27 protein-coding genes and 1 pseudogene are annotated in these 22,059 nt (G+C 62.6%); 13 read left to right on the top strand and 15 right to left on the bottom strand.

The genetic code is table 11. The features are described from left to right. Window positions 1-45: 45 nt before the first annotated feature. Window positions 46-2,022, bottom strand: coding sequence for a type I restriction-modification system subunit M (locus AWC06_RS19260; protein WP_085199597.1), 1,977 nt, complete (start codon window positions 2,020-2,022; stop codon window positions 46-48). Window positions 2,023-2,095: 73 nt separating this feature from the next. Here AWC06_RS19260 and AWC06_RS19255 point away from each other — a divergent pair, with 73 nt between their 5' ends. Both AWC06_RS19255 and AWC06_RS19250 read left to right on the top strand, forming a co-directional pair. Continuing rightward, window positions 2,096-2,473: a hypothetical protein gene (locus tag AWC06_RS19255; RefSeq protein ID WP_085199596.1), complete on the top strand. Its 378-nt coding sequence runs from the start codon at window positions 2,096-2,098 to the stop codon at window positions 2,471-2,473. A 36-nt stretch (window positions 2,474-2,509) separates the two neighbouring features. Then, window positions 2,510-3,103 carry a helix-turn-helix domain-containing protein gene (locus tag AWC06_RS19250; protein ID WP_227370928.1) on the top strand — a complete coding sequence of 198 codons (594 nt, stop codon included), beginning with the start codon at window positions 2,510-2,512 and terminating at the stop codon, window positions 3,101-3,103. Window positions 3,104-3,342: 239 nt separating this feature from the next. Here AWC06_RS19250 and AWC06_RS19245 read toward each other — a convergent pair whose 3' ends face one another. Next, window positions 3,343-3,876: a hypothetical protein gene (locus AWC06_RS19245; protein WP_085199595.1), complete on the bottom strand. Its 534-nt coding sequence runs from the start codon at window positions 3,874-3,876 to the stop codon at window positions 3,343-3,345. 420 nt (window positions 3,877-4,296) lie between these two features. Here AWC06_RS19245 and AWC06_RS19240 point away from each other — a divergent pair, with 420 nt between their 5' ends. Further along, a complete protein-coding gene (locus AWC06_RS19240; protein ID WP_227370929.1) occupies window positions 4,297-4,944 on the top strand; it encodes a recombinase family protein in 648 nt (215 codons plus the stop codon). Beyond that, window positions 4,904-5,788 carry a MarP family serine protease gene (locus AWC06_RS19235; RefSeq protein WP_085199594.1) on the top strand — a complete coding sequence of 295 codons (885 nt, stop codon included), beginning with the start codon at window positions 4,904-4,906 and terminating at the stop codon, window positions 5,786-5,788. Before AWC06_RS19240 ends, AWC06_RS19235 begins: the two co-directional genes overlap by 41 nt. Before the next feature lie 110 nt (window positions 5,789-5,898). On the opposite strand, the gene AWC06_RS19230 is transcribed toward AWC06_RS19235, so the two are convergent. The 5 genes from AWC06_RS19230 to AWC06_RS23445 all read right to left on the bottom strand — a co-directional run bounded on the left by AWC06_RS19230 (window position 5,899) and on the right by AWC06_RS23445 (window position 8,183). Further along, window positions 5,899-6,618 carry an MrcB family domain-containing protein gene (locus AWC06_RS19230; protein WP_244899123.1) on the bottom strand — a complete coding sequence of 240 codons (720 nt, stop codon included), beginning with the start codon at window positions 6,616-6,618 and terminating at the stop codon, window positions 5,899-5,901. Beyond that, on the bottom strand, window positions 6,566-6,889 hold the full coding sequence (locus tag AWC06_RS23115; RefSeq protein WP_139820132.1) for a DUF732 domain-containing protein: 324 nt from the start codon (window positions 6,887-6,889) through the stop codon (window positions 6,566-6,568). The genes AWC06_RS19230 and AWC06_RS23115 overlap by 53 nt, the downstream gene beginning before the upstream one ends. A gap of 95 nt (window positions 6,890-6,984) precedes the next feature. Further along, window positions 6,985-7,320: a hypothetical protein gene (locus tag AWC06_RS19225; protein ID WP_139820131.1), complete on the bottom strand. Its 336-nt coding sequence runs from the start codon at window positions 7,318-7,320 to the stop codon at window positions 6,985-6,987. Between the two features lie 159 nt (window positions 7,321-7,479). Next, a complete protein-coding gene (locus AWC06_RS23110) occupies window positions 7,480-7,806 on the bottom strand; it encodes a hypothetical protein (RefSeq protein WP_139820130.1) in 327 nt (108 codons plus the stop codon). A gap of 56 nt (window positions 7,807-7,862) precedes the next feature. Next, window positions 7,863-8,183: a hypothetical protein gene (locus tag AWC06_RS23445; protein ID WP_211281995.1), complete on the bottom strand. Its 321-nt coding sequence runs from the start codon at window positions 8,181-8,183 to the stop codon at window positions 7,863-7,865. Window positions 8,184-8,534: 351 nt separating this feature from the next. On the opposite strand from AWC06_RS23445, the gene AWC06_RS19215 reads away from it, so the two are divergent. Together AWC06_RS19215 and AWC06_RS19210 are read left to right on the top strand one after the other, a co-directional pair. After that, a complete protein-coding gene (locus AWC06_RS19215; protein ID WP_085199591.1) occupies window positions 8,535-8,930 on the top strand; it encodes a hypothetical protein in 396 nt (131 codons plus the stop codon). A 93-nt stretch (window positions 8,931-9,023) separates the two neighbouring features. Further along, on the top strand, window positions 9,024-9,317 hold the full coding sequence (locus tag AWC06_RS19210; RefSeq protein ID WP_085199590.1) for a hypothetical protein: 294 nt from the start codon (window positions 9,024-9,026) through the stop codon (window positions 9,315-9,317). Window positions 9,318-9,723: 406 nt separating this feature from the next. Here AWC06_RS19210 and AWC06_RS19205 read toward each other — a convergent pair whose 3' ends face one another. The 8 genes and pseudogenes from AWC06_RS19205 to AWC06_RS19165 form a co-directional block, all read right to left on the bottom strand. Then, window positions 9,724-10,023: a hypothetical protein gene (locus tag AWC06_RS19205; RefSeq protein ID WP_139820129.1), complete on the bottom strand. Its 300-nt coding sequence runs from the start codon at window positions 10,021-10,023 to the stop codon at window positions 9,724-9,726. Between the two features lie 56 nt (window positions 10,024-10,079). Then, the gene (locus AWC06_RS19200; protein WP_085199588.1) at window positions 10,080-10,292 is read right to left on the bottom strand and encodes a hypothetical protein; all 213 of its coding nucleotides are present in this window, start codon (window positions 10,290-10,292) and stop codon (window positions 10,080-10,082) included. A 448-nt stretch (window positions 10,293-10,740) separates the two neighbouring features. Continuing rightward, a complete protein-coding gene (locus tag AWC06_RS19195; RefSeq protein WP_085199587.1) occupies window positions 10,741-11,067 on the bottom strand; it encodes a hypothetical protein in 327 nt (108 codons plus the stop codon). 252 nt (window positions 11,068-11,319) lie between these two features. Then, complete coding sequence (locus tag AWC06_RS19190) at window positions 11,320-11,682, bottom strand: DUF732 domain-containing protein (RefSeq protein WP_085199586.1); 363 nt, start codon at window positions 11,680-11,682, stop codon at window positions 11,320-11,322. A gap of 12 nt (window positions 11,683-11,694) precedes the next feature. Further along, window positions 11,695-12,180: a hypothetical protein gene (locus AWC06_RS19185; RefSeq protein WP_085199585.1), complete on the bottom strand. Its 486-nt coding sequence runs from the start codon at window positions 12,178-12,180 to the stop codon at window positions 11,695-11,697. A 1,230-nt stretch (window positions 12,181-13,410) separates the two neighbouring features. Continuing rightward, window positions 13,411-14,805 (bottom strand): recombinase family protein, encoded by a 1,395-nt coding sequence (locus AWC06_RS19175; protein ID WP_085199583.1) that lies wholly within the window; start codon window positions 14,803-14,805, stop codon window positions 13,411-13,413. A gap of 13 nt (window positions 14,806-14,818) precedes the next feature. Continuing rightward, window positions 14,819-15,553, bottom strand: a pseudogene (locus AWC06_RS23710) (ComEC/Rec2 family competence protein); the annotation flags it as partial. A gap of 5 nt (window positions 15,554-15,558) precedes the next feature. Next, a complete protein-coding gene (locus tag AWC06_RS19165; protein WP_085199581.1) occupies window positions 15,559-16,392 on the bottom strand; it encodes a ComEA family DNA-binding protein in 834 nt (277 codons plus the stop codon). A gap of 147 nt (window positions 16,393-16,539) precedes the next feature. Here AWC06_RS19165 and AWC06_RS19160 point away from each other — a divergent pair, with 147 nt between their 5' ends. The 7 genes from AWC06_RS19160 to AWC06_RS19130 all read left to right on the top strand — a co-directional run bounded on the left by AWC06_RS19160 (window position 16,540) and on the right by AWC06_RS19130 (window position 22,046). Continuing rightward, window positions 16,540-16,950 (top strand): phage holin family protein, encoded by a 411-nt coding sequence (locus AWC06_RS19160; protein ID WP_085199580.1) that lies wholly within the window; start codon window positions 16,540-16,542, stop codon window positions 16,948-16,950. Further along, window positions 16,937-17,161 carry a DUF3618 domain-containing protein gene (locus tag AWC06_RS19155; protein WP_085199579.1) on the top strand — a complete coding sequence of 75 codons (225 nt, stop codon included), beginning with the start codon at window positions 16,937-16,939 and terminating at the stop codon, window positions 17,159-17,161. Before AWC06_RS19160 ends, AWC06_RS19155 begins: the two co-directional genes overlap by 14 nt. A 7-nt stretch (window positions 17,162-17,168) precedes the next feature. Beyond that, window positions 17,169-18,155, top strand: a complete 987-nt coding sequence (locus AWC06_RS19150; protein ID WP_085199578.1) for an NAD-dependent epimerase/dehydratase family protein — start codon at window positions 17,169-17,171, stop codon at window positions 18,153-18,155. Between the two features lie 108 nt (window positions 18,156-18,263). Further along, entirely contained in the window at window positions 18,264-19,424 is a 1,161-nt protein-coding gene (locus AWC06_RS19145) for an acyl-CoA dehydrogenase family protein (RefSeq protein ID WP_085199577.1), read from the top strand. 8 nt (window positions 19,425-19,432) lie between these two features. Next, window positions 19,433-20,524, top strand: coding sequence for an acyl-CoA dehydrogenase family protein (locus AWC06_RS19140; RefSeq protein WP_085199576.1), 1,092 nt, complete (start codon window positions 19,433-19,435; stop codon window positions 20,522-20,524). A 2-nt stretch (window positions 20,525-20,526) separates the two neighbouring features. Further along, window positions 20,527-20,949 (top strand): PPOX class F420-dependent oxidoreductase, encoded by a 423-nt coding sequence (locus AWC06_RS19135; protein ID WP_085199575.1) that lies wholly within the window; start codon window positions 20,527-20,529, stop codon window positions 20,947-20,949. Window positions 20,950-20,993: 44 nt separating this feature from the next. Next, a complete protein-coding gene (locus tag AWC06_RS19130; RefSeq protein WP_085199574.1) occupies window positions 20,994-22,046 on the top strand; it encodes an NAD(P)H-dependent amine dehydrogenase family protein in 1,053 nt (350 codons plus the stop codon). The last annotated feature ends 13 nt before the right edge of the window (window positions 22,047-22,059 follow it).

Raw genomic sequence — 22,059 nt, 5'->3', positions numbered from 1 at the left:
GCCATTCGATTCCCGAGGGCTTGCGGTCCCGGTCAGAGGCCCGGGTCATGCGCCGACCTCCGCTAGCATCGCCTGAATCTCAGATACAAGTACCCGGAGATCCTTTTGGATCTCTTCGAGGGATCTGGGTGGGACGTACCGGTAGAAATGACGGGTGAATGGGATCTCGTAGCCGATCTTGGTTTTATCGTGGTCGACCCAGGCGTCGGGGACATTAGGAAGAACTTCGCGGGCAAAGTACTCCTCGATGTCCTCCGTCAATGGCACGTTCTCGGTATCCCGCAACGCCGGATCTGGCTCGGGATTACCTTTGGCATCGACGACAATGGAGGCGTCGTCATCGTGCTCACCGATCGTCGACCAGATTGTCTTCACGACCGGGGCAGGAGGTTTGGTTAATCCGGCCTTCTGAAGTGCCTCTTTGAGGTCCGTGACAAACTTGTCACGGTCCTTCCACTCCATACCGATTAGACCCATAAGGGCGTTGTGGATGGCGGCTTGCTCGCCGGGTTTGAGCTTGTCGATGTTTTTCCGGGCCAGGACCCCTTCGACCTTGTCCTTGGTGAGCTCGAATCGCAGTCGCAGGGGCCGTTCGACTGTAATGGTGGAGTACCCGAACTCGTCACCCGAAAAAACCTTCGACAAGGCGGGATGCTCATCGCTGCCGTGCTCGTTGCGGAAGCTGTCGTACAGGTGACAGATCTGCTCGGTATCTTTGGGCCGCAGTTCTTTCCGCTTGGATCCGAGCGACTTGCGCGTCTTGCCGTACATGTCGACGGCGTTGATCAACTGCACCTTGCGCTTGCGTGTGGGCGGCTTGTGGTTGTCCAAGATCCAGATGTAGGTGGCAATGCCGGTGTTGTAGAACATGTCGGTAGGTAGGGCAATGATCGCGTCCAGGAGATCGTTCTCGACAATCCATTGCCGGATGTTTGACTCGCCGGACCCCGCGGCGCCGGTGAACAAGGGGGACCCGTTGAGTACGATGGCCAGGCGACTGCCGCCCTCCCCGTTCTTGACGGGCTGCATCTTGGAGATCAGGTGCAGCAGGAACAGGAGCGATCCGTCCGACACCCGCGGGAGACCAGGGCCGAATCGCCCTGCGAAGCCTCGTTGCTCGTGTTCGTCGGTGACTTTCTTCTGTTGGGTGCGCCATTCCACACCGAAGGGCGGATTGGATAGCAGAAAGTCGAAGTGCTTGGTGGGGAAGCCGTCGTCGGTGAGGGTGTCGCCTAGGTAGATGTTGTCAACATCCTGGCCCTTGATGATCATGTCGGACTTGCACAGGGCATATGAGCGGGGGTTGATGTCCTGCCCGTAGAGCACCGGCCGCGCTTTGGAGTTCATTTCAACGAGGTGGTCGTAGGCCGTCGACAGCATGCCGCCGGTACCGGCGGCAGGGTCGTAGATGGTGCGGACGGTGCCCGGTTTGGTCAGGACGTCGTCTTGGGTGTGGAAGAGGATGTCAACCATTAGAGCGATGACTTCGCGGGGGGTGAAGTGGTCACCAGCCTGGGTCGAGTTGGACTCGGCAAACTTGCGGATCAGCTCTTCGAAGATGTAGCCCATGTCGTGGCCGGTAACCACGTTGGGATGGAGATCGACGGCGGCGAACTCTTTGACGATCAGGTACAGCCGATCAGATTTGGCCAGCTTGGCGATCTCGTCGATCAATCCATAGCCGTCGAAGACGTCGCGCACGTTGGGTGAGAAGTGCTCCATGTAGTCGATTAGATTGTCGGCCACACCCTCGGGGTCGCCGGTCAGAGAGGCGAAGTTCCAGCGAGACGTGTTGTAAAAGGGCAGCTTGAACTTCGCCTTCAGCAGTACCCCAGCGTCGACCTTGGTCGAGGCGAGCTTCTTATACTCCGCGAGCACCTGGTCCTTCGTCGGCTCCAGGATGCAGTCGAGGCGACGCAAGATTGTGAAGGGCAAGATCACGTCGCCGTACTGATTGGGCTGATAGGGCCCGCGCAGCAGGTCGGCAATCTTCCAGATCAAGTTGGCATTCGTCTTCGCCATGGTGGCCGTTATTCCCTCTCGTCCAACATTCTGCGCGAGATTAACCCGAGCTTCTGACGAGCGGGTCGTAACGGTGGACAACGGCGCCGAACTCCAATGCCGCTTCGTGGGCCCTTGCCTGGCGTTCCTACTGTCGGACCCCGGTGTTAACGTCTCGGTCGATCATGAAGCAGCGGCAGGTACCTGCGTCGATCTTGAAACAGCACCGAAAGGCAGAACACTGAACAGCTTCTACCGCGCCCTCGTGGGAACCTTTAAAACGCATTACCCCGATAGCGATCGCAGGTGCGCCTGCGGGCAGCAACGCGACGACTGGGAATGGGCTGATCATGCCACCGACGAGGTGGTGGAAGCCCTCGCCACTGAAATCGGACTAGCTGCCGAGATGCGTCAAGACCCCGGTAATCATCACATAATCACCCGCTACATCACCGACTGGCACGATGGCTAAACACTGCCGGACCTTTACTGCGGTGGCGTACCGCGCATGGACACCGTGGTCGATTTCATCGGCAGTCGATTTACGGAAGGAACGGCGGCAGTGGTACTGAATGCACGGCCCACCGAGGATGAGGGCAGAACTGCCGACGGTAAAGAAAGGCTTACCCCCGCCATCGTCGAAGCCCTCAAGAACAAAGGGCTGTCACAGTCAGACATCGCGAAGCAATACGGCGTCACCCGTCAGTACGTGTCCTGGATAAAGCACACCTACGGGGGGCGGCTCACTCCTAGAGAGTTGGCGCTTCGGCACTTCCCCTTCAAAGTCCCGGTGGAGATGGGCAACACGTCTCCATTCAAAAGGCTCCGGGACCATGGGGAGTATGTCGCTACTGGTGGTGTGGGAATGTCCGACGACAAGCTCCAGCGGCTCCGCAGTTTTTACCGCAAGCTGCGGGAAGACAACTTGGTCGTGGAGTTCGACCCGAGCATCCCTCCGATACCAGGCGTGAGCAACAAAGGTGGTTGGGCTTACAGGGAACGGTTGCCTGAAGACGGTGACCTGCTCATCAGAGTGAATGAGTTCACCAACATCACCGATAGAGGGCGCAATATTTGGCGATTTCCCGCGATCGATCCTTAGGAAAATTGTGGGCAAGACTGAACCGGGCCAGATCGATGGGCGTCGCGTATTCAGCCAGTGCATAGTAGCGGCCGGATTGAACATCACTCACCTGGCACCACCGGTGCCACACGGCCTTAACAGCCCGGCCCGGCATGTACTGACCGGGGGCCTAGCCAATTTCGCCAACCGAGTGGCCAGGCGAAGAACCAATCCAGCCCAAGCTAGGATAGGTCGCTTGCTTGCGGGCCCGGCCTCACTTAGAGGTCGACGCTGACGTCCCACATGATCGTGCCCTGGTAGCGCGTCGGATACAGCCCCACGACGGCTTGTTCGCGCAGATGTCGTGGCGTCGGATTTTTGCTGGTGGTAAGCCAGATGCGCACAGCCTCGATCGGGTTACCCTCGGGCCGAACCGGCAAGGCCCGCCCAGTGAGGTCGACATGTCTCCCGATGAACGGCTTGCCTTTGTACGGAAGGTCATCTGGGTGGCATCCGAACTCTGATTCCCCGAAGTCCGCCTTGCCATATCGTCGGTATGGCCAGGGAACTCTAGGGTGCTCTGCGTAGAAGCTATAGACGTCAAGATCTTTTACCCCCTTCGTGTGCTGCAGGCCTTTCTTGCATTGCACGTAGTGCAGCGCGGCGCCCTGGCAGAGAGCGATGAGGAGCAATCGTCGGCGGTATACAGCTAGGTGTCGCTCGCGCTCAAACAAGCCCTCTTGGTCCTCAAGCGCGATCTTGGCCAGCCGGTCCAGGTGCTCATCGGTGAACTGTGCATGGCTCTTGGTCATCTTGTTGTTCCTCCAAATTGGTTGTTGCTGGTCGCAATCCGGAGAAACGAAAAGGGTGCACTCCGGAAAGCGACCCACCTACACGCCCTGTGCAGATGGTTCGTCTTTCCGGGGGCACCCTGACTAAGCTATGCTGCGACCCCGATCTGGTCAGGTCCACTACTACCCTTTTGGGTGTATTTCAACCGCACTCGTAGTTGCCTTCACGAAAGACCGGTATTCATTCCACCGCATGGCGGTGACCAGACCACTGTACATGCGAGGGTGTCGTTTCTAAAGATCCGGTACCGACGGCGGGCCCGGCCCGGGCATCGAATCGGGGCAGGTCGCGGCGTCCGATTTCCCAGTGTCACAAGCCAGTCCGACTTCCCCTGGATCTGATACTGGATGATTTGTCGGGCCCCGGTGGTTCATATGGCCATGAGCACCGCCGCGTACCTCCGGGTCTCCACCGGACAGCAGTCCGTCGACCAGCAGCACGACGCCATCGCAGCTGCGGGCATCACACCCGATCGGGTATTCACCGACACCGCCTCCGGACGTGCCGGAAGCAACCGGCCGGGCTGGACGGAATGCATGGGCTGGCTCCGCGAAGGCGACCACCTCGTGATCGCCGCGGTAGACCGCCTCGGACGATCCGTCCGCGAGGTCGCCACTGCACTGCATGAGATGACTACTCGTGGTGTCCACGTGCGGTCTCTGCGGGAAGGGGTGGACACCAACACTCCGACCGGTCGTGCCGTCACAAGCATCATGGCGTCGATCGCGGAGTTGGAACTCGAACTCGGCAAGGAGCGCCGAGCCGCCTCTCGCGAGGCTCGTATCGCTCGCGGCTTGGCGGCCACCAAGCCAATGAAGCTCGACGCAGCACAGCAGAAGCGGCTTTTGCGCCTCTACCGACAGGGTGAGCCGGTGAGCGAGTTGACTACCATGTTCGGAATTAGCCGGAGCACGCTGTTTCGGACCTTGAAGGTGCTGAAGCAGCAAGACCCGGCGGGTGGCAGAGCCAGCTGGGATACTCCTCCACATGCCAGTGCCAGACAATGGTCAGGCGCAAGCAGCCGGTGAATCGCCGACCCGACCAGCCACCGGCCGTTCAAGCCATCGACTTTTTGCCGCGGGTGCGATTATTGCGGTTGTCGTGCTGGTTGTCGCTATCGCGCTAATTTGGCATCCGTGGCACCGGCGGGGCACCACGACCACCGAAACATCGACCACTGCTGTATCACCGGTTATCTCGACGCCCAGCGCCACCGCTACGCTGCCCTCAGTCGCCGCACCGGATCCTGCGCTGGCCAACAACCCTGTGATGGCGGCTACCGAACCCAGCGTGGTCAAGATCCGCGCAATCGCTGTCGGCTGCCAGAAGGTATTGGAAGGCAGCGGCTTTGTGATTTCCCCCGACCGGGTGATGACCACCGCGCACGTTGTGGCCGGTGCAAATACCGTCAGCGTCGAGGCAAGCGGCAACCCGTATGACGCCACCGTGGTGTCCTACGACCCGTCCGTCGACATCGCGATCCTGTCGGTTGCCAACTTGCCGCCGGGACCGCTGGCCTTCGCCTCAGCCCCGGTGACATCCGGCACCGACGCTTTGGTGATGGGCTATCCCGGGGGCGGCGGCTTTGTAGCGACTCCGGCCAGGGTCCGGGAAGTTATCCAACTCAGCGGACCCGATATTTACCGGACCACGACGGTCAACCGCGAGGTGTACACGATCAGAGCCAATGTGGATCCAGGCAGTGCGGGCGGCCCGCTGATCGACCTCAGTGGCCAGGTGCTGGGTGTGGTATTCGGCGGGGCCGTCGCCGACCCCGACACCGGTTTCGCCTTGACCGCCAAAGAGGTGGCCAGTCAGCTGGCTGATATCGGCTCCACCACCCCGGTGAGTACCGGCGCCTGCGTCAGCTGAACCCGTAGAACTGCTTCGACAAACGGCATAGTGGTGGCGCCGACCTGACCACCGTGACCACAATGCGACAGGCTCGAGGCGGAACGGGGCAACAAGTAACTTCCGCGTCGTCATTGGTTAGGGGCCGTCGCGTAATGCTCGGCTATTCCCGCGGCGACTGCGTCTCTCGAGCCTGCCCAACCGTCGACATCCTTCCATACCGACGTAATGCCATGCTTTTCCAGGAAAGCAATGTTCCAGTCGCCTACCGACTCGCTGAACACCGCAAGCTTATGGACTGTCGGGTCATCGGGGTGCCAGATAGCTTGGTACATGAACAGTTGGGCGAATGCTTCGCGGGTAGCGTTGGCGCCGTTGCCGTTATAAACGACCTTGACCTCAATGAGCCATGTCTGTCCATCACCGTCGGCAGTCATGTCGCGAGGGTGCACGTTGGTGCGGGGCGTCAGACCGCGGTCTCGGAGAAATTCTCCGTATTCCTTCAGGACCTTCTCATGGCGCCTGGTCTTTACCTTCTGGTGCTCCTTGAAAAATTGGACATAGTCGTCAGAGCACTTGGGCTTGAACACCGGTTCGGTCGCCGGGATGTCAACTACGGGCTTGGTAGTGATCACTTTGTCTGGTGTGCTGAGTCGCAGAGCATCTCGCACATGTAATGCGGAGTCGTAGAGGCGCAGGAAGTCACGCAAGTCTGCAACGAGGTCGGCGGTCGAAGGCAAGGCGTCTACGTCGTACCGGTTGGCCGCGATGATCCCCGCTTCGTAGTTTCTTGGGAGATCAGCCGTGCTGCGCAGGTCGATCTGGCCGAGATAATTCTCCAAAGTTTGCATTGCCGAACGCAACTCGGCCGCTTGGGCTGCCGCCGACAGCTGGGCTGTTCGATTCAAGGATCGCCGACATAGCGATGCCGTTGCCGAGGTCTGTGCACGTGGCGTGGCCGAGCTTGAGTGCTTTGGCGTCGGTAAGCGGCATGTTGGCGCCATGCACCTGGGCGAGGAAACTGTTCTCCTCGGCGCGAGCTGGCGCCGGAGTTACCGGCATTAAGAGACAGGCAAGCGTCGCGCTGCCTGCTACCAAGCGAATCGCAGCCGTGGTTTGCACTGGCACTCCTTCCTTGTTCGCTATCCCACCCTCTCGGGCGCGCGCGGCGTATACCTAGAGGCGTATTGGTTGGGGCGCCCAAACTTTGATTGCCATCATTGACCTGAGCACCGCCATTCGATGGCACCGGTCTCGTTCGACCAGTGCGAAGTGATATACGGTGCACCATTGTCAATGACCATGTGGTACAGGGTGTCGATGTCGCCAGCCCCGTGAAAGCCAAACCTGGCAAGGTTCCTCGGATCACTGGCCCATTTGGCTGGATCAAGCCCCATCTCATGTGAAGTTCTCTGAAGTTCAGCCGCATTGTCAGCGCAGAAGGCCGCCAAGGGGGTCTCGGCACGAGCCTGGAATGGGATTGCCAAGGCCGTGCAGATCATTGCTGCGGTGACCACGAAGATAACCCGCTGAATCTGCTTGCGTACGTCCAAACCGCCAACCATAGGATTCCTCATCAGCGCAAATCCTCCCGTCACTGGTGAGCATAATGACCTCCTGACGCGATATTCGCTTATCTCGGCGCCGCGCTATCGGGCCAAGCCCAATCGAGTAGGGCGGCAGGCAGCAAGCGAGGTTTGGGCTTCTTGCTGTCACTGCCCAGGGGGATGGATGAGGATTACGTGGCCGAATTTATCCACCCAGGCATCGGGCTGGGTAACGCCGTCGTTGAGAATCCAATGATAGAGAGGCACCCCTGCCTGATATGAACACCTGACCCAATCGCCAGTAGTCGATTGCACGACACCGTTGAGGTCAGCATGACGACACTCCTCGCCAACGATAGGTGCAGGATATGGCCAGTCGCCACCACCGCACGTAAGGCACGGTGTATCGGCGTGAGCCAGCGGTGCCGACATCACGATCAGCGCACCAATACCGATTACCAAGAGAGACAATAACTTTGTCTTGATTTTCATAGGATTCCTCGGTTCTGGGTCAGGGGCGCGGAGTCGGGATCGGCGGATACGTCGAGTTAGCCAGCGCGTAAGTAGACGACGGCGTTGTTCCCGCCCTGACACACCGAGCCAGCATCGGTACACGTCATTGTGTAAGTCCGCCCCGTCACCTGGCTGTACACGCTGAACGGCTGTGAGCCGTTCCCATGGTTCCAATACGCCTCGGCGGTGCTCATGGCGAATTCGCAAGAGGTGTCCGAGTTGCCCGCGTAAACCATCGCTCCGCTGCTGGCTTGGCCGCAGTAGGTGTCCGCAAAGGCGGCTGGGGCCGCGGTGATCGTCGTTCCCACAGCCATCGCGAATGACACACCAGAAACTCCGAGAACTTGTTTGATCATCAGATGAACCTTCCTTGGCGAGCACCCCAGTGTGGCTCGCGTGACCGCCATAGTCAGTTTTTCCCATGTGTGCGGCCATAACTTCCCCTCTTGTGCTGCACACAAAGCCAGGCGTCAAGCCCGCCTTTTAGCGGCCTGGCTTCGGGCCCCAGATCTGGACCGTATGCACTCAGATTCTGCTCGGCCTAATGCCCCAAAGAAATGGTTTTGCCCAGCCTTTCTTAATGAACGAATGTCCAATTGGGGTCCGGGAGTTATGGGGCTTGCCCCAGGTATTGGTGATCCGCAGTCCGGAGGCACGCATCGGAATACCATTAGCCGCCTGAGTTAGAGCGGGCCGGAGAGAACACCATGCAAATCATCACCCGAGCAATCGCTGCGCTGGTCATCGAGGGGGCCGGGCTGATGCTGGCGGTTGCACCAGCACACGCGACCGTCTATCGCTCATTTACCACGTTCTCGTGGTCCGGCGGGCCGTGCATCAAGGCCTTGTCGCCCGACATCGGCAACCACACCGCGCTGACGTGGGACACGGTCTGCCCTGGCGGTGGCTTCTACCAGATCAACGAGACGCTCGTTCAGTCCGGCCAGTGGATCGGGGTCAGGATCCCGCTCACTGACGAGAGCCAAGTGAACTGCACTACTTGGCTGGGCCCGCAGGGTGGGCTAATGAGCGTCTACGCCAATGACTCTGCAGACTCCAATCTCGGCTCCGGAGAGGCTGACTGCCTGCGGCAGGTGCCGTAGAAAAATTTGGGCAACCTACCGAGCGGGTGCCCATGTTAGCTGGTTTGCCGGGTTTGCTAGTTCTCGTTACATAGATGAAGAAAGGGTTCGACCATGATGAGCCGAATTGCCGCCTCCGCCGCTGGGATCGTCTTGGCGGCTATTTCGGTGTGCCCGTCAGCGATCGCGGACGATGATTTCCACCGGTTCATGGTCAACTGCGGGCGCCTGCAGACGGCGACACCTCAGCTTTGCAAGGACACTTGGGACATGGTCCGGGACAACAAATGCCGCAGCGTGGTGGTGGAATACCTCGATCGTCGCGGTGTAGCGTTCGGCGACGACCGCCAGATGTTCAACTACGCCATTGAGATTCAACGCGGCGACGTGCCGCTGGACGTGTGTTAGCGTGCAACGGAAATTCGACCAACCGGCGAGAAAATGCACTAGTACGGTTCGTCAGCGTATCCCTGGGCAGTAGTAAGTCAGGTCGTGGTCAACCACGGCCCGGGCGGTCGCGTAGTCGCGGTAGCGGCCTCGATCGACCAATGTCATGGCGATGTCGACCCGGTTCATGCCCGGGTACGTGTTCGCTAGGTCGCAGGTCTCAGGAGCGGCGTGGGCCGCTGGGGCACTGGCCAGCGCCGCCAATGTTAGACCAGCACAAGCTGTTACAGCCGCGGCAATTGCCTTTCTTGCGCTGCTTTCGTTGCGGCTCGCCATCTTTTTCCTAACCAATCTCTTGTAGGGCGGGGCTTATGCAGTACTACCGCGAGCACGGCTGTGCGCGCCATCGCAACAAACAGTTACCGCCTCATCCGTTCGGGCACAGGTCTGCAAACGCCCAGGTCGCAATGACGGGCCCGATGCCGGTTTTACCGACGCCAACGGCCCCGAGATCCCGGTCGTGGCAGGCCATATGACCCTCTGACAGCAGCTCGGCGTCACTTTTCGCCTGGTCTGGGGTATCTTGCGAAACTTGAATCGCGTGGCGCACATCATTGAGGTACTGGACCTCGGCGGGGGTTGGGTCGGCCTGTGCCACCGGTACTCCGGCGAGGACGCCGGGGCCTGCCAGCAGTACTCCTGCTGTCAGCATCTTGAATGTGATCAACTCAATCCCTCCTAGCGGATCTTCAATTTGCGTCCTAAGTCCAACGGGCATCGGGATCAGAAGGGGGCAACGTTTTCGATGCTGACGAACATCCCGTGACCGGTGCCGTCGTTCGTGATTCGGGTGCCGTCAGTGTTCGGCAATACAGTCCAGCCTTGGATGTGATAGGTCTGGCCGTAGTTGAGGACGAGGTCATTCTGCGGCGTGCCCCCACCGCCAATATTGCCGTCGTTCCAATGGAAAGCGCCTGAAGCCGTGAGCTCGGCCAAGTCAAAGTGAATACCACCCGGACAGGGATTTCGACATTGCGATTCCGGGAGAGATATCGGCGCTTGAGGGAATCCCGTGCTCTCGGGCCCACTCGCCTCACAAGCGACTCTGTCCGGTTGCACGACGCAGCGCACCCGGCCAGATTCGGTCCGGACGTACTGCGAGGCGGGGGCCGCGGTAGCGCATGGGACGGTCCCGACCGCGATCGCGACAAGGCTCAGCGCTACCGACAGGGTGCCGATAACTCGACGCTGAGCAATTTCGTAAAGGTGGTAACTCGCCGTATGCGCGACTCGAGCGGCCGCGAGGACGAACCGCTTCATGACTCCGAGCTAAGCAGATGCCGCTATGTTCTGTGCAAATTTTGCAAGGGTGGTCGCGGCCTTAGGCGGTGGGCAACGCGCGTGGTCGGCTTGTCTGCTGACGGAAGACCTGCTCCATTATCGATTAGCACAGCTGATCGACAGCGGCGTCGACTAGATGCATTCCATCGGCCTCGCTGAGACCTAGACCCATGTTCTGTTGGGCGTAACCGACCGCCTGGTCGGCCTGGGCACGCGCATTGCCCAAGGTCGCCCCGTTTGCCACCGCCGAGCGCACAGCTTGACAAGCGGTATTGCCCAGGTCGAGCGCCTGGCTACGTGTCAGCACGACCCTGACCGTGTTAGCAACCTGATTCAGGTATTGGTTCTCGTCGGCTCGGGCGGCGGGGGCGATCAGCAGCGCGGTCAGTGCCACCGTCGCGGCGGTTAGCAGGATCTTGGTCCCGTTCATGAGGACCAATCTTCGTTCGCGGTGACTCGGCCCGTAACGCGATCAACTAAAAGCATGAGCGGTCGACCCGAGCGGCTGCGGCGACGTTCACGGCTCATCCTTGGCACAGTCCAGATACCGAGCAACCTCGACGAGATTCGCGAGGAGACGGCACTGTGCGGACAACTTCCTCTCCCGTAAGCACATTGGGCACCCCAAGACCGGGCTGGTCGGCGGCGATGAGACTGCAGTCGGCGGTAACTAAATCCGCCATCAGTGGATGTCATTTCGGTGCCAAGGGCAGATATCGCGGACGGCAATACCCGCAAGTCGACCAGCGGTATAGGGCAGGATGCCGGGATTGGCTTGAACGAACCGCTCCATCATGACATTGAACTGTGCTCCGCCGTCAAGCTGGTTACAGATCCAGACACCCTGAGCAGCCAGACCCGAATCTCCGGTGACGAAGTTAGAAACTCCTAGCTCCCCATGAACATCTTCGATGAAATCATTGACGCCAGCGTGGGCCATAACATCTGGTGACGGTGACGAGCCTGGTGACCGCGACGAGCATCCCGCCAACACTGCGATGGCGATGATGCCCGGTCCAGCGAGGGCTGCGGTGACGAACTTCATAATGTTTCCTCGTCAAACTTGCGGCGGGTTCGGGGAGATCGCGAATCCGAAAGCTTGCAGCGGGGACAACCCGACGTCGTCGTTGTTCGGGTCCTCAAACAGGACCGCAGTCCCATTCGGCATGGGGACGAGTACGTAGGTCCCGCCGCCTCTCTTCGCGTCTTCCACGACGTTCGGTGGCGCACCGGCCTTCCGATAGAAGTCGGAAAGGTGGGTCAAGTCGTGCTGTACCGCAGGCTCTGACGTGTACCGGCCAATGAAGAGTGCATTCCTGGTCGTCCTGGCCAAGCACCCTGCCTCAAAGGCCGATTCGGGCAGAGGGTCGGCGTCTCCGGGCACTTCGGACTTCCCTTCCACGTAGGTCGTCATGTCGCAGACGGCGGCCACCAACTGGTCGAGATTGGTTGCGTGGACTGGAACCGCGGTCAATGTCGCGGTAGTTGCCGCGGTGAACACGAGAGTGGCGATCCATGTAATTGGAAACTTGGTAATTTTCATTGCGATTGACGCATTCTGGAGAGGTAGCCAGAGCCACCCAGCTAAGCGCTCAGGTTTGGGCGATGCATCCAGATTCTGCTCTGCCTGATCCGCCAATGGGTGGTTTTGATCGAGTTGTGCGCGCCTGAACGCCCACGTTGGGATTGTGGGGAGGCGGTCCAGTCGCGATGTAGAGCGTCAGCTGAGCGGACCCATAAACGGGCCTCGCCAGTCGAGTCAGCGAAGCCAGGCGGGCGCAGCAAAAAGGTATTGGTGATCCGCACTCCGCAGTGACCCGACCGGAATGCCATTAGTCGCCTGAGCGACCACGCCTAATCAACCGTATACCAGATAGCTGTCAAATGGAGGTACGAGCGCAATCTTCGTACTTAATGTACTTGCTGGTGCCAATTCGATAGTTCTATATCCGGTTATTTCCTGGGGGAATCCCGAGCAACCTATTGGTCCGGGCCCTCCAATAGGCCGCGATACCGGCAAAGTCGTAGTGCCGCTTGGCATGAACCCAGAGGCAATCGTAGGTTATCCGGCGCCTCTCGTCACGGCCCGCATTGAGGGGCTCCAGCTCACGCAGAATGTCTGCATAGGTGATCGCATGAGGCCTGCCACGGGCCCCCCCGATTGGAGCGCCGTGCCAATTGAGCAACTCGTTGACCAGGGTGCGCACAGACTCGTCACGACAGATCCGACAGCGTGGTTCCTTGCGCTCGACGGCGGCCCTGGGAAGTTTAACCGCCCCCCTTAAGGTGCCCATCAGAAACTCTTCGATGGAGGCTAGGCCGTCCTCAGCAGTGGTCATAGCTTTTCCCCTCAGTTACGGCGAAGCGCACGGTAGTTGATAGTTCCATTATCCCGAAAATAGGACCTAAGGGCGAATAGGTGACGAATTAAACCGGAAGTAAACAGCAGCAACTAAACAGTTCAAATCGGAACCTAAGTCGGTGCTTCTGCGGCCGTTCTCTGTACTTTGGAAGCCCTTACCGCCTCAGAAATAGGCCCAGCGATGTCAGGCGCGCAAGTACAGCGGTCGCACGAATTTCTCCAACTATCGAGCTCGCTGTTAAGCGCGGTACCAGCGAATACGAGATCCCGGACTGGTGGCTCGTTGCTCGCACCTCCGTTGCACGAGGAGTCGTGCGGAAAGCTGTTCACGAAGCAGCATGGTCGGCCCGGTACCGCTCGGGAGTGGAACCGCTAGCAGAGCGAGAGAGCGTCGTCGACGCCCGCGAGACGCTACGTCTTCCACGTGATCTTGACCGACTTGGGGTTGAATCGGGGACCCTTGCGGGTCGGCATGATGCGGATCTCCACCAGCATATCGACGACTGCGCGGCGCCGGTCTGGTGTCATCCGTTCCCACACGGTCGCCGGGTGGGTCGCCCTGACAAGACCGCCGAGCACTTTGTCCCTGTCGGGTGACGCCGCGTCAGTCTGCGCCTGATCCAGCTTGGGGCTTACCGCGGCGTTGATTGTCGTCAACTGGGCGAGGGTTATAGCACCGGCCGCGTATGCCTCGGCCGCGTCGTTGAGCCGATCGTGTAACTCCTGAACTCGTGCGGCTGCAGCATGCACCTGTTCGGCCCGGTCGGGCTCGGCCAGCAGATCGACGGCATCGGGCAGGGCGAGCCGGGCGAGGATGATCCTGGTTACGAGGTCGTCGACGGATGCCTGGTCGCGAATGACATGCGCTGACCGACACCGGTAGATGGGCTTCGACTTGCCCTTGTAGGGCTTGCCCTTCGCCACCACGACCGGGGTGTCGCAGACTGCGCAGCGTGCCAGCACGGACAGCAGGTGCACCCGGCCATCATTCCCCGGGTTAGTTCTCCTGGCCGGGTTTGAAAGTATCGCCTCAACCTGGTGAAACACGTCAGCGGGCAGGATCGGTGTCCATTTTCCATGGCCGACAACCTCTCCGTGGTGGACGCGGAGACCAGCGTTGCGCGGCCTGAGCAGCATGTCACGGACGGTGACGTCTCGCCATTCTCGGCCGGTCGCCGTCCGATGTCCGGCGCCGTTCAGCACTCGGGCAATTGCCTTGACCGACTCCCCCGCAAGAACCCGTTCAGCCGCGTCACGGACGACGACGACCTCGGCTGGGTCGAGGGCCTTCCTGTCCACGGTCCAGCCATACGGGCGTGATCCGCCATGGTTGAGTCCCTCGGCCGCGTTTGCCTCTAGCTTGCGCCGAACCCGCTCGGCCTTGTGCTCACTCTCGTACTCGGCAACCGACCCGACTATGCGGGCATTCATTCGCCCGGATGGTGTCGATAGGTCGTAGCGGCCCGCAGTGACGGTCTCAACACGGACGCCGTATTCATTAATGAGGTCTATGAATGGCACCAACTCCCGCGTTTGCCTGTGCAGGCGGTCGGGATGCCAAGCCACGATCACATTGATCTCGCCCGCCTTGATGGCATCGAGCATCGCGAGATAGGCGGGTCGCGCCTTGCGCCGGTTGTATGCCGACCGGTCGTTGTCGCAAAAGATTTGGACGACGGTCCAGCCGTGGCTGGCACAGAGCTTGCGGGCGTCTGCTTCCTGACGTTGCACGCCGAGCGCATCGCCGTTCACGTCGGCGCTGATCCGGGTATAAATCCCTGCCAAACCACCGCCGAAACTTTCCATGCGTTAATCGTATACTGAGGTGCGTCAAACCGGCCGCCCGAAATTCTTGGCTGGTCACCGTGGTGACCGTCGAGGTGTCCCCGAGGACCAGTGCCGGCAGCATCGCTGCCTGATCCGCGGGCAGCGCGTGACGGGCATTGTCCGCGAACGCTGCGCGCACGGCGTGTGCAGCGCGATACACCGGCGCGGCGCGGCCCATGCTCGGCGCACCGATCGCGTTGAGCACCGCCACCGTCAGGTCACGACGAGACGGCCGAATGATCCGTGCGCGGAATTGCACCGGTTGACCGACCATCACCTCGCTGAAGTCGCGCGCAGGCGCGAAAACCACTACGCGGCCGGACATCTTGTCGTGCCCCAGCCGCTGCAGCGTGGCACGAAACATCAGCCGGCCATGGCCCACCGACACGGCGCTTTCGCTGGGCGTGGCGGTTACCGGTGCCGCTGTCCCGAATGCCGCGGTGATCGGGTGGTGCGCGACTGCGTTGGCGCGCAACGCGATCGCGAACCCGAACCCCGCCCCCACGACGCCCACGGCCACCAGGCCGACCCCGATGGTCTGCAACGCGGGCCGGTATCCCACGCGCCACAACAACGCGCCGAACACACTGGCCAGCACACCCAGTAGCCCGATCACATTGCCGATCGGCCACACGATCCCGGCCGCCGTGACCACCCAACTGGTCACGGCGGCCGGCACCAGCCGGACATCCAGCCGCGCCGCAGTGGGATCGCCGCCGCGCTGCACCGGTCTCAGACACGGACCAGCGGGCGCAGCTTTTCCAGGCGGGCAGGGCCGATGCCGTCAACCTCGGCGAGCTGGTCGACGCTTTTGAACTTGCCGTTGGCATCCCGCCAGGCCACGATCGCGGCCGCGGTCACCGGCCCGATTCCCGGCAGGGCGTCGAGCTGTTGCACGGTCGCGGTGTTCAGGTTCAGCACCTCGGCCGGTGCGGGTCTGGCCGTCCCGGAAACCGTCGGGGCTCCGGGAGCGGTCGGAGCGCCCGAACCCGAGCTCACCGAGCTGCCCAGCACGCTCGGCTGTCCTTTGGCAGGCGCGATCCCGACCACGATCTGCTCGCCGTCGCCAACCTGGCGGGCCATATTCAGCCCGATCGTGTCGGCACCGTCCGTGGTGCCGCCGGCGGCCTTCAGCGCGTCGGCGATCCGCGCGCCCGGCGCCAGCGTGACCAGTCCGGGCGTGTGGACCAGCCCCACCACACTGACAACCACCGGCTGGGGCGGGCCAGCCGACGGGCTTGCACTCGGGCCGCGGCTCGCGGAGGCTGCCATGTCGACCGGCGGCAGTTTGGCCGACACCACCGGGGCGGGCTGATCGCGCATCAGCGTGAAGATGGTGACCAATACCGCGATCGCGGCGATCAGCGCCAAAGCGACGGCGCCGGCACGACCCGGATCGGCGCGCAAGCGGGCCAGCAGGCCCTCCTGCGCGGATCCATCCGGAAGCCAGCGTGGCAGAAGGGAATTCGGGTCACTCTCAGCTTCGGTGTCGTCGTTGTCGGCATCGGTGTCGGGCTGGGCGCCGAGTCGTCGATGCAGCCGCTCGGCAGGCAGTTCGGTATGCATGCGCCGACGCTAAATGCGACGGCCCTCACGGCGAGCCTTCCGCCGGGGCGTGCTGAGTCCCGCTGTGGACTAACTCCAAACTGTGGACAACCGAGGTTTGAGGGCCAGCCATGCGGGTAGCCGGACGCTAAGCACGGAGGTGACACGATGAGCTTGGAGACAAACCCGAAGTCCGACGCCTCGCTCGGTGAGCTGATAACCGATCTGTCGGCTCAGCTATCACGCCTCGTTCGAGACGAAATGCGCTTGGCGCAGAAGGAATTTCAGCAATCGGCGAAACACGCAGGCATAGGCGCGGGCCTGCTCGGCGCCGCCGGTCTGTTGGCATTCCTGGGTGCGGCGAGCCTGATTGCGGCGGCCATCGCCGCGGTGTCGCTGGCGCTGCCGGTCTGGGCGGCGGCGCTGATCGTCGGCGCTGCGCTGCTATCGGCGTCCGGGATCGCGGCGCTGCTCAGCAAAAAGCAGGCCGACGAGGCAGCCCCGCCGGCGCCGCAAACCACCGCCAACGTGAAAGAGGACATCCAGCAAGTGAAGGACGCTCGCCATGGCCGGAGCTGAGCCAGGACCCGACGCACGGATCGACGAGATCCAGTCCGATATCGAGCGCACCCGCGGCCAGCTCGGCGACACCGTCGACGCGCTGACGGCCAAGGTCGACCGAACCAAGGCTGCGGCCAAGCCGCCGCTGGCGGTGGTCGCCTCGGTTGCCGGCGCCACGGTGCTGGGCATCTTCTGGTGGCGCAGACGTTCCCGCCGGCGCGCAGGCTGAGACTTCGATGGGGCTCACCGTCGCGGTCACCGGTCCGACCGGCGAAATCGGCACGTCTGCTGTCGCTGCGCTCGAAGGGGATCCGGCCGTTGACCGCATCATCGGCATGGCACGCCGGCCCTTCGAGCCGTCGTCGCGGGGATGGACCAAGACGACGTACCGGCAGGGCGACATCCTGGACCGCGACGCGGTAGACGCTCTGGTCGCCGACGCCGACGTGGTGGTCCACCTGGCGTTCATCATCATGGGGTCGCGCGAGGAAAGTGAGCGGGTGAACTTGGCCGGCACCCGTAACGTCTTCGAAGCCTGTGCGGCCGGGGCCGCGGACGGCAGACCGCGCCGACTGGTGTACAGCTCGTCGGTGGCCGCCTACGGCTACCACTCCGACAACCCGGTCCCGCTCACCGAGGACGTGCCGCCGCGGGGTTCGCCGGAACACTATTACTCCCAGCAGAAGGCCGCCTGCGAAGCCGCGCTCGAGGAGGTCACGGCCGGCTCGCCGTTGGAGGTGTTCGTGCTGCGGCCGTGCATCGTCGCGGGTCCGCAAGCGCGCGCGCTGGCCGACGCGATGCCGTGGAACCGCATCCCCTACGCCAGCGCCGCGACCCGGGCGCTGCCTATTCTCAAACCACCGGTTCCCGATCCCGGAAACCCGCTGCAGCTGGTGCATCACGACGATGTCGCGGCGGCCATCGCGCTGGCCGCAACCGGTTCGGCCCCACCGGGCGCCTACAACATCGCCGGCGAGGGCGTGCTGTCCGTTTCCGACGTGGCCGCAGCGCTGGGTGGCCGGCCGGTGCGCGTGCCGGCGGCCGCCGCCGCGGCCGCCTCGGCGGTGATCGCCCGGCTGCCGTTCGTTCCGTCGTCCGCGGAATGGCTGCACGTCGCGCGGACCTCGGTGGTGATGGACACGACCAAGGCCAAAACCCAGCTGGGCTGGAAGCCGCGTTACACCGCGGCTCAGACCTTGGAGACGCTGGCTGAGTCGCTGTAAAAGCACGTGGCGATCGCAAACGCGGCGAAGCCGGGCGCGGCGGGTCGCCACGAGAGGCAACCCGCTAACCTGCAGGGCAGAACCGTCGCACCAAACGAGGAGACTGCCATGCAACTGGCGCTCACGCCGGACGAAGCCGCGTTCCGCGACGAGTTGCGCGCCTTCTACACGACGGAGATTCCGGCGGACATCCGGGAGCGCATCCGGTTGGGCTTAGCGCCCAGCCGCGACGACATCGTCACCAGCCACAAGACCCTCAACGATCACCGGCTCGCGGTGCCCAACTGGCCCGTCGAATGGGGCGGAAAGGACTGGACGCCGACCCAACACCAGATCTGGCTCGACGAGATGCAACTGGCCTGCGTGCCGGAGCCGCTGAACTTCAACACCAAGATGGTCGGCCCGGTGATCGCGGAGTTCGGCTCCCAGGAAACCAGGCAGCGCTTCCTGCCACCGACGGCCAGCCTGGACATCTGGTGGTGCCAAGGGTTCTCCGAACCCGAAGCCGGTTCGGATTTGGCGTCGCTGCGCACCACCGCGGTGCGTGACGGCGACAGCTACGTCGTGAACGGACAGAAGACCTGGACCACGTTGGGCCAATGGGCAGACTGGATCTTCTGCCTGGTGCGCACCAACCCCGACGCGCCCAAAAAGCAGGCGGGCATCTCGTTTCTGCTGATCGATCTGGACACCCCAGGCATCACGATGCGACCCATCAAGTTGATCGACGGCGGCCACGAGGTCAACGAGGTCTTTTTCGAAGATGTCCGGGTGCCCGCCGATCAGCTTGTCGGAGAAGAGAATCAGGGCTGGACGTACGCGAAGTTCCTGCTGGGCAACGAGCGCACCGGCATCGCCGGAGTGGGCCGAACCAAGGTTCGTCTCGCCGAGGTGAAACAGCGTGCCACCGACACTGGCCTGCTCGACGATCCGCTGTTTGCGGCGCGGCTCGCCGAAGCCGAAAACGAGTTGCTGGCACTGGAACTCACGCAGATGCGGGTGGCATCGAGTTCGTCTGGCGGCAAACCGAATCCGGCGTCGTCGGTGCTCAAACTGCGCGGCAGCCAGCTGCAGCAGACAGCCACCGAACTGCTCGTCGAGGTCGCCGGGCCGGACGCGCTGCCGTTCGATGCCGACGACGAGATCACGTCACCGGCTTGGGCGCAGCACAGCGCACCGCGCTACCTGAACTACCGCAAGACGTCCATCTACGGCGGCAGCAATGAGGTGCAGCGCACCATCATCGCGTCCACAATTCTGGGGTTGTGAGGCAGGCCATGGATTTTCAGTTGAGTGACGAGCAGGCGCTGCTTCGCGACACCACCCGCGATCTGCTGGCCCGCAGCTACGACCCGGAAAGCCGTAACAAGGTCGTCGGCACCGATCTGGGCTGGAGCCGCGAGGTGTGGAGCCAATTGGCCGACACCGGGATCCTCGGCCTGGGCTTCGACCCGGCCGAGGCGGGCCAGATCGAGATCATGGTGGTGCTGACCGAAATCGGTCGTCGGCTGGCACCCGAGCCCGTGGTGCATGCCGCGCTGGGGCCCGGCGCGATCATCGCCGAAGCGGGCAGCGACGCGCAGAAGCAACTGCTGGACGAGGTCGCAGCCGGCCAGAAGCTGCTGGCGTTCGCGCACTCCGAGCCCAGAGGCGCTGAGGCGACCGCCGCTGTGCAGCAAGGCGATTCGTGGGCGCTGACCGGTCGCAAGAATCCGGTGCTGGCCGGTGATTGCGCCGACACGCTGGTGGTCAGCGCGGCGTTACCCGACGGCGGGACGGGGTTGTTCTTGGTCGACGCCCAGGCCGTCACCCGCCATGGCTACCAAACGTTCGACGGCCAACGCGGCGCCCAGATCGACCTGGACCAGACGCCGGGCGAGCCGCTCGGCGATGGCGGCGACGCGTCGGCTGCCACTCGCCGTGCCGTCACCCGCATCCAGTCCGCATTGTGTGCAGAGGCGGTCGGGGCCATGGAGGAGGCGCTTCGGCTGACCACCGATTACCTCAAGACCCGCAAACAGTTCGGGGTCACTCTGAATACCTTCCAGACGCTGACCCAGCGGGCCGCCGACATGTACGTGTCGCTGGAACTGGCCCGCAGCATGAACTACTACGCGGCGATGTCGATCGCCGACGGCAACCTCGACCCGGTGATCGCGGCGCGGGCCAAGCTGCAGATCGGCCGGTCGGGCCGTCATATCAGCCAAGAGGCGATCCAGTTGCACGGCGGCATCGGGATGACCGCGGAGTATCCGGTCGGCCACTATGCGGCCCGGCTCACCGCGATCGAGCACACCCTGGGCTCGTCCCAGGACCAGCTGCATGTCCTCGTCGACCACGTCGGCGACTACGAGATCGTCACGCTTTAGGTATGACGGAACTCTCCGCGGAAGTCACCGCATTCCTCTCGTCGGGCACCCGCACCGGGATGCTGGGTTTCGTTGCGGCTGACGGTCGCCCACTGGTCGCTCCGGTGTGGTTTGTCGTCGACGACGGCGAGCTGGTGTTCAACACCGGCCGTGACACCGCGAAAGGCCGTGCGCTGGCGAGAGATTCGCGCGTTGTCATCTGCGTCGACGACCCGCATCCCCCGTATTCGTTCGTCCAGGTTCAGGGCACCGCGTCGGTAACCGACGATGCCGAGGACCTGCTCGAGACCGCGACCCGCATCGGCGGACGCTACATGGGTGCTCATCGCGCGACCGAGTTCGGCCGGCGCAACGCCGTCCCGGGCGAGCTGGTGGTGCGGGTCCGGCCAACCAAGGTCGTCGCCGAGTTCAACATCGCCGACTAACAGCGGTGTTCGCCGGGCCTGCCCGGCCACCAGAAGGGAGCCACATGAGCACACCGCTGCGGGTGATCCAGTGGACGACCGGAAACATCGGACGACGTTCGCTGCACGCGATCATCGGCAGACCCGACATGGAGCTGATCGGGGTGTATGCGCACGGGCAGGACAAGGTCGGCGTCGACGCCGCCGAGCTGTCCGGCTGGCCGCAGCCGACCGGGGTCAAGGCCACCGATGACATCGACGCGCTGTTGGCATTGAAACCGGACGCGTGTTGCTATAACCCGTTGTGGCCCAACGTCGACGAACTGGTGCGGCTACTCGAATGCGGCGTGAACGTGTGCTCCAGCGCGGCCTGGATCACCGGCGGCAAGCAGACCCCGCAGGACCGCCAACGCATCGTGGACGCCTGCGAGCGCGGCGGATCGACGATCTTCGGCAGCGGCGCGCACCCCGGGATGACGAACTTGGTCGGCATGGTGCTGAGCGGGTCCTGTGAGCGGGTCGACGAGATCCGCATCACCGAATCGGTGGACTGCTCGACCTACGAGTCCGCGGGCACACAGACCGCGATGGGCTTCTCGCAGGACCCGGACACGCCCGGACTGGCCGAGAGCGTGCGACGCGAGAGCGAGGTCTTCGCAGAGTCCGCGGCGATGATGGCCGACGCGATCGGCGCCGCCTTGGACAAGATCACCTTCGACGTCACGTTCACTGCGGCCACCGCCGACACCGACCTGGGCTTCATGAAGATCCCGGCCGGCACCGTCGGCGGCGTCTACGGCTATCACCGGGGCTGGGTGGGCGACCGCAACGTGGTCAGCGTCGGATTCAACTGGATCATGGGTGACCACGTGACGCCGCCGAAGCCGCTGGAGCATGGGCACGTCATCCAGGTATTCGGGCTGCCCAATATGCGCACGGTGATTCACTGCCTGCCGCCCAAGGACTGGACCGAGCCGGGATTCATGGGTCTCGGCATGATCTACACCGCGATGCCGGTGACCAATGCGGTGCCCGCCGTCGTCGCGGCCCGGCCGGGAATCGTGACGCTCGCCGACCTGCCGCCTATCACCGGCCGGGTGAACGCTCCCGTGCCGTAGCGGTCTACGATTC

This window comes from Mycobacterium fragae (genome assembly GCF_002102185.1).
GTDB lineage: Bacteria > Actinomycetota > Actinomycetes > Mycobacteriales > Mycobacteriaceae > Mycobacterium > Mycobacterium fragae.
The sequence above is the reverse complement of the archived record's forward strand: the minus strand, read 5'-3'. Positions and strand labels throughout refer to the sequence as shown.

Bases quoted from the DNA above. Each gene is read 5' to 3' on its own strand.
- AWC06_RS19245 (WP_085199595.1), bottom strand. From the start codon at position 3,876: ATGACCAAGAGCCATGCACAGTTCACCGATGAGCACCTGGACCGGCTG.
- AWC06_RS19130 (WP_085199574.1), top strand. From the start codon at position 20,994: ATGAGCACACCGCTGCGGGTGATCCAGTGGACGACCGGAAACATCGGA.
- AWC06_RS19185 (WP_085199585.1), bottom strand. From the start codon at position 12,180: ATGAAAATTACCAAGTTTCCAATTACATGGATCGCCACTCTCGTGTTC.
- AWC06_RS23110 (WP_139820130.1), bottom strand. From the start codon at position 7,806: ATGAAAATCAAGACAAAGTTATTGTCTCTCTTGGTAATCGGTATTGGT.
- AWC06_RS19150 (WP_085199578.1), top strand. From the start codon at position 17,169: ATGGGGCTCACCGTCGCGGTCACCGGTCCGACCGGCGAAATCGGCACG.
- AWC06_RS19165 (WP_085199581.1), bottom strand. From the start codon at position 16,392: ATGCATACCGAACTGCCTGCCGAGCGGCTGCATCGACGACTCGGCGCC.
- AWC06_RS19160 (WP_085199580.1), top strand. From the start codon at position 16,540: ATGAGCTTGGAGACAAACCCGAAGTCCGACGCCTCGCTCGGTGAGCTG.
- AWC06_RS19240 (WP_227370929.1), top strand. From the start codon at position 4,297: ATGAGCACCGCCGCGTACCTCCGGGTCTCCACCGGACAGCAGTCCGTC.
- AWC06_RS19215 (WP_085199591.1), top strand. From the start codon at position 8,535: ATGCAAATCATCACCCGAGCAATCGCTGCGCTGGTCATCGAGGGGGCC.
- AWC06_RS19250 (WP_227370928.1), top strand. From the start codon at position 2,510: ATGGACACCGTGGTCGATTTCATCGGCAGTCGATTTACGGAAGGAACG.
- AWC06_RS19210 (WP_085199590.1), top strand. From the start codon at position 9,024: ATGATGAGCCGAATTGCCGCCTCCGCCGCTGGGATCGTCTTGGCGGCT.
- AWC06_RS19175 (WP_085199583.1), bottom strand. From the start codon at position 14,805: ATGGAAAGTTTCGGCGGTGGTTTGGCAGGGATTTATACCCGGATCAGC.
- AWC06_RS19145 (WP_085199577.1), top strand. From the start codon at position 18,264: ATGCAACTGGCGCTCACGCCGGACGAAGCCGCGTTCCGCGACGAGTTG.
- AWC06_RS19155 (WP_085199579.1), top strand. From the start codon at position 16,937: ATGGCCGGAGCTGAGCCAGGACCCGACGCACGGATCGACGAGATCCAG.
- AWC06_RS23445 (WP_211281995.1), bottom strand. From the start codon at position 8,183: ATGATCAAACAAGTTCTCGGAGTTTCTGGTGTGTCATTCGCGATGGCT.
- AWC06_RS19140 (WP_085199576.1), top strand. From the start codon at position 19,433: ATGGATTTTCAGTTGAGTGACGAGCAGGCGCTGCTTCGCGACACCACC.
- AWC06_RS19235 (WP_085199594.1), top strand. From the start codon at position 4,904: ATGCCAGTGCCAGACAATGGTCAGGCGCAAGCAGCCGGTGAATCGCCG.
- AWC06_RS19190 (WP_085199586.1), bottom strand. From the start codon at position 11,682: ATGAAGTTCGTCACCGCAGCCCTCGCTGGACCGGGCATCATCGCCATC.
- AWC06_RS19135 (WP_085199575.1), top strand. From the start codon at position 20,527: ATGACGGAACTCTCCGCGGAAGTCACCGCATTCCTCTCGTCGGGCACC.
- AWC06_RS19260 (WP_085199597.1), bottom strand. From the start codon at position 2,022: ATGGCGAAGACGAATGCCAACTTGATCTGGAAGATTGCCGACCTGCTG.
- AWC06_RS19195 (WP_085199587.1), bottom strand. From the start codon at position 11,067: ATGAACGGGACCAAGATCCTGCTAACCGCCGCGACGGTGGCACTGACC.
- AWC06_RS19230 (WP_244899123.1), bottom strand. From the start codon at position 6,618: ATGCAAACTTTGGAGAATTATCTCGGCCAGATCGACCTGCGCAGCACG.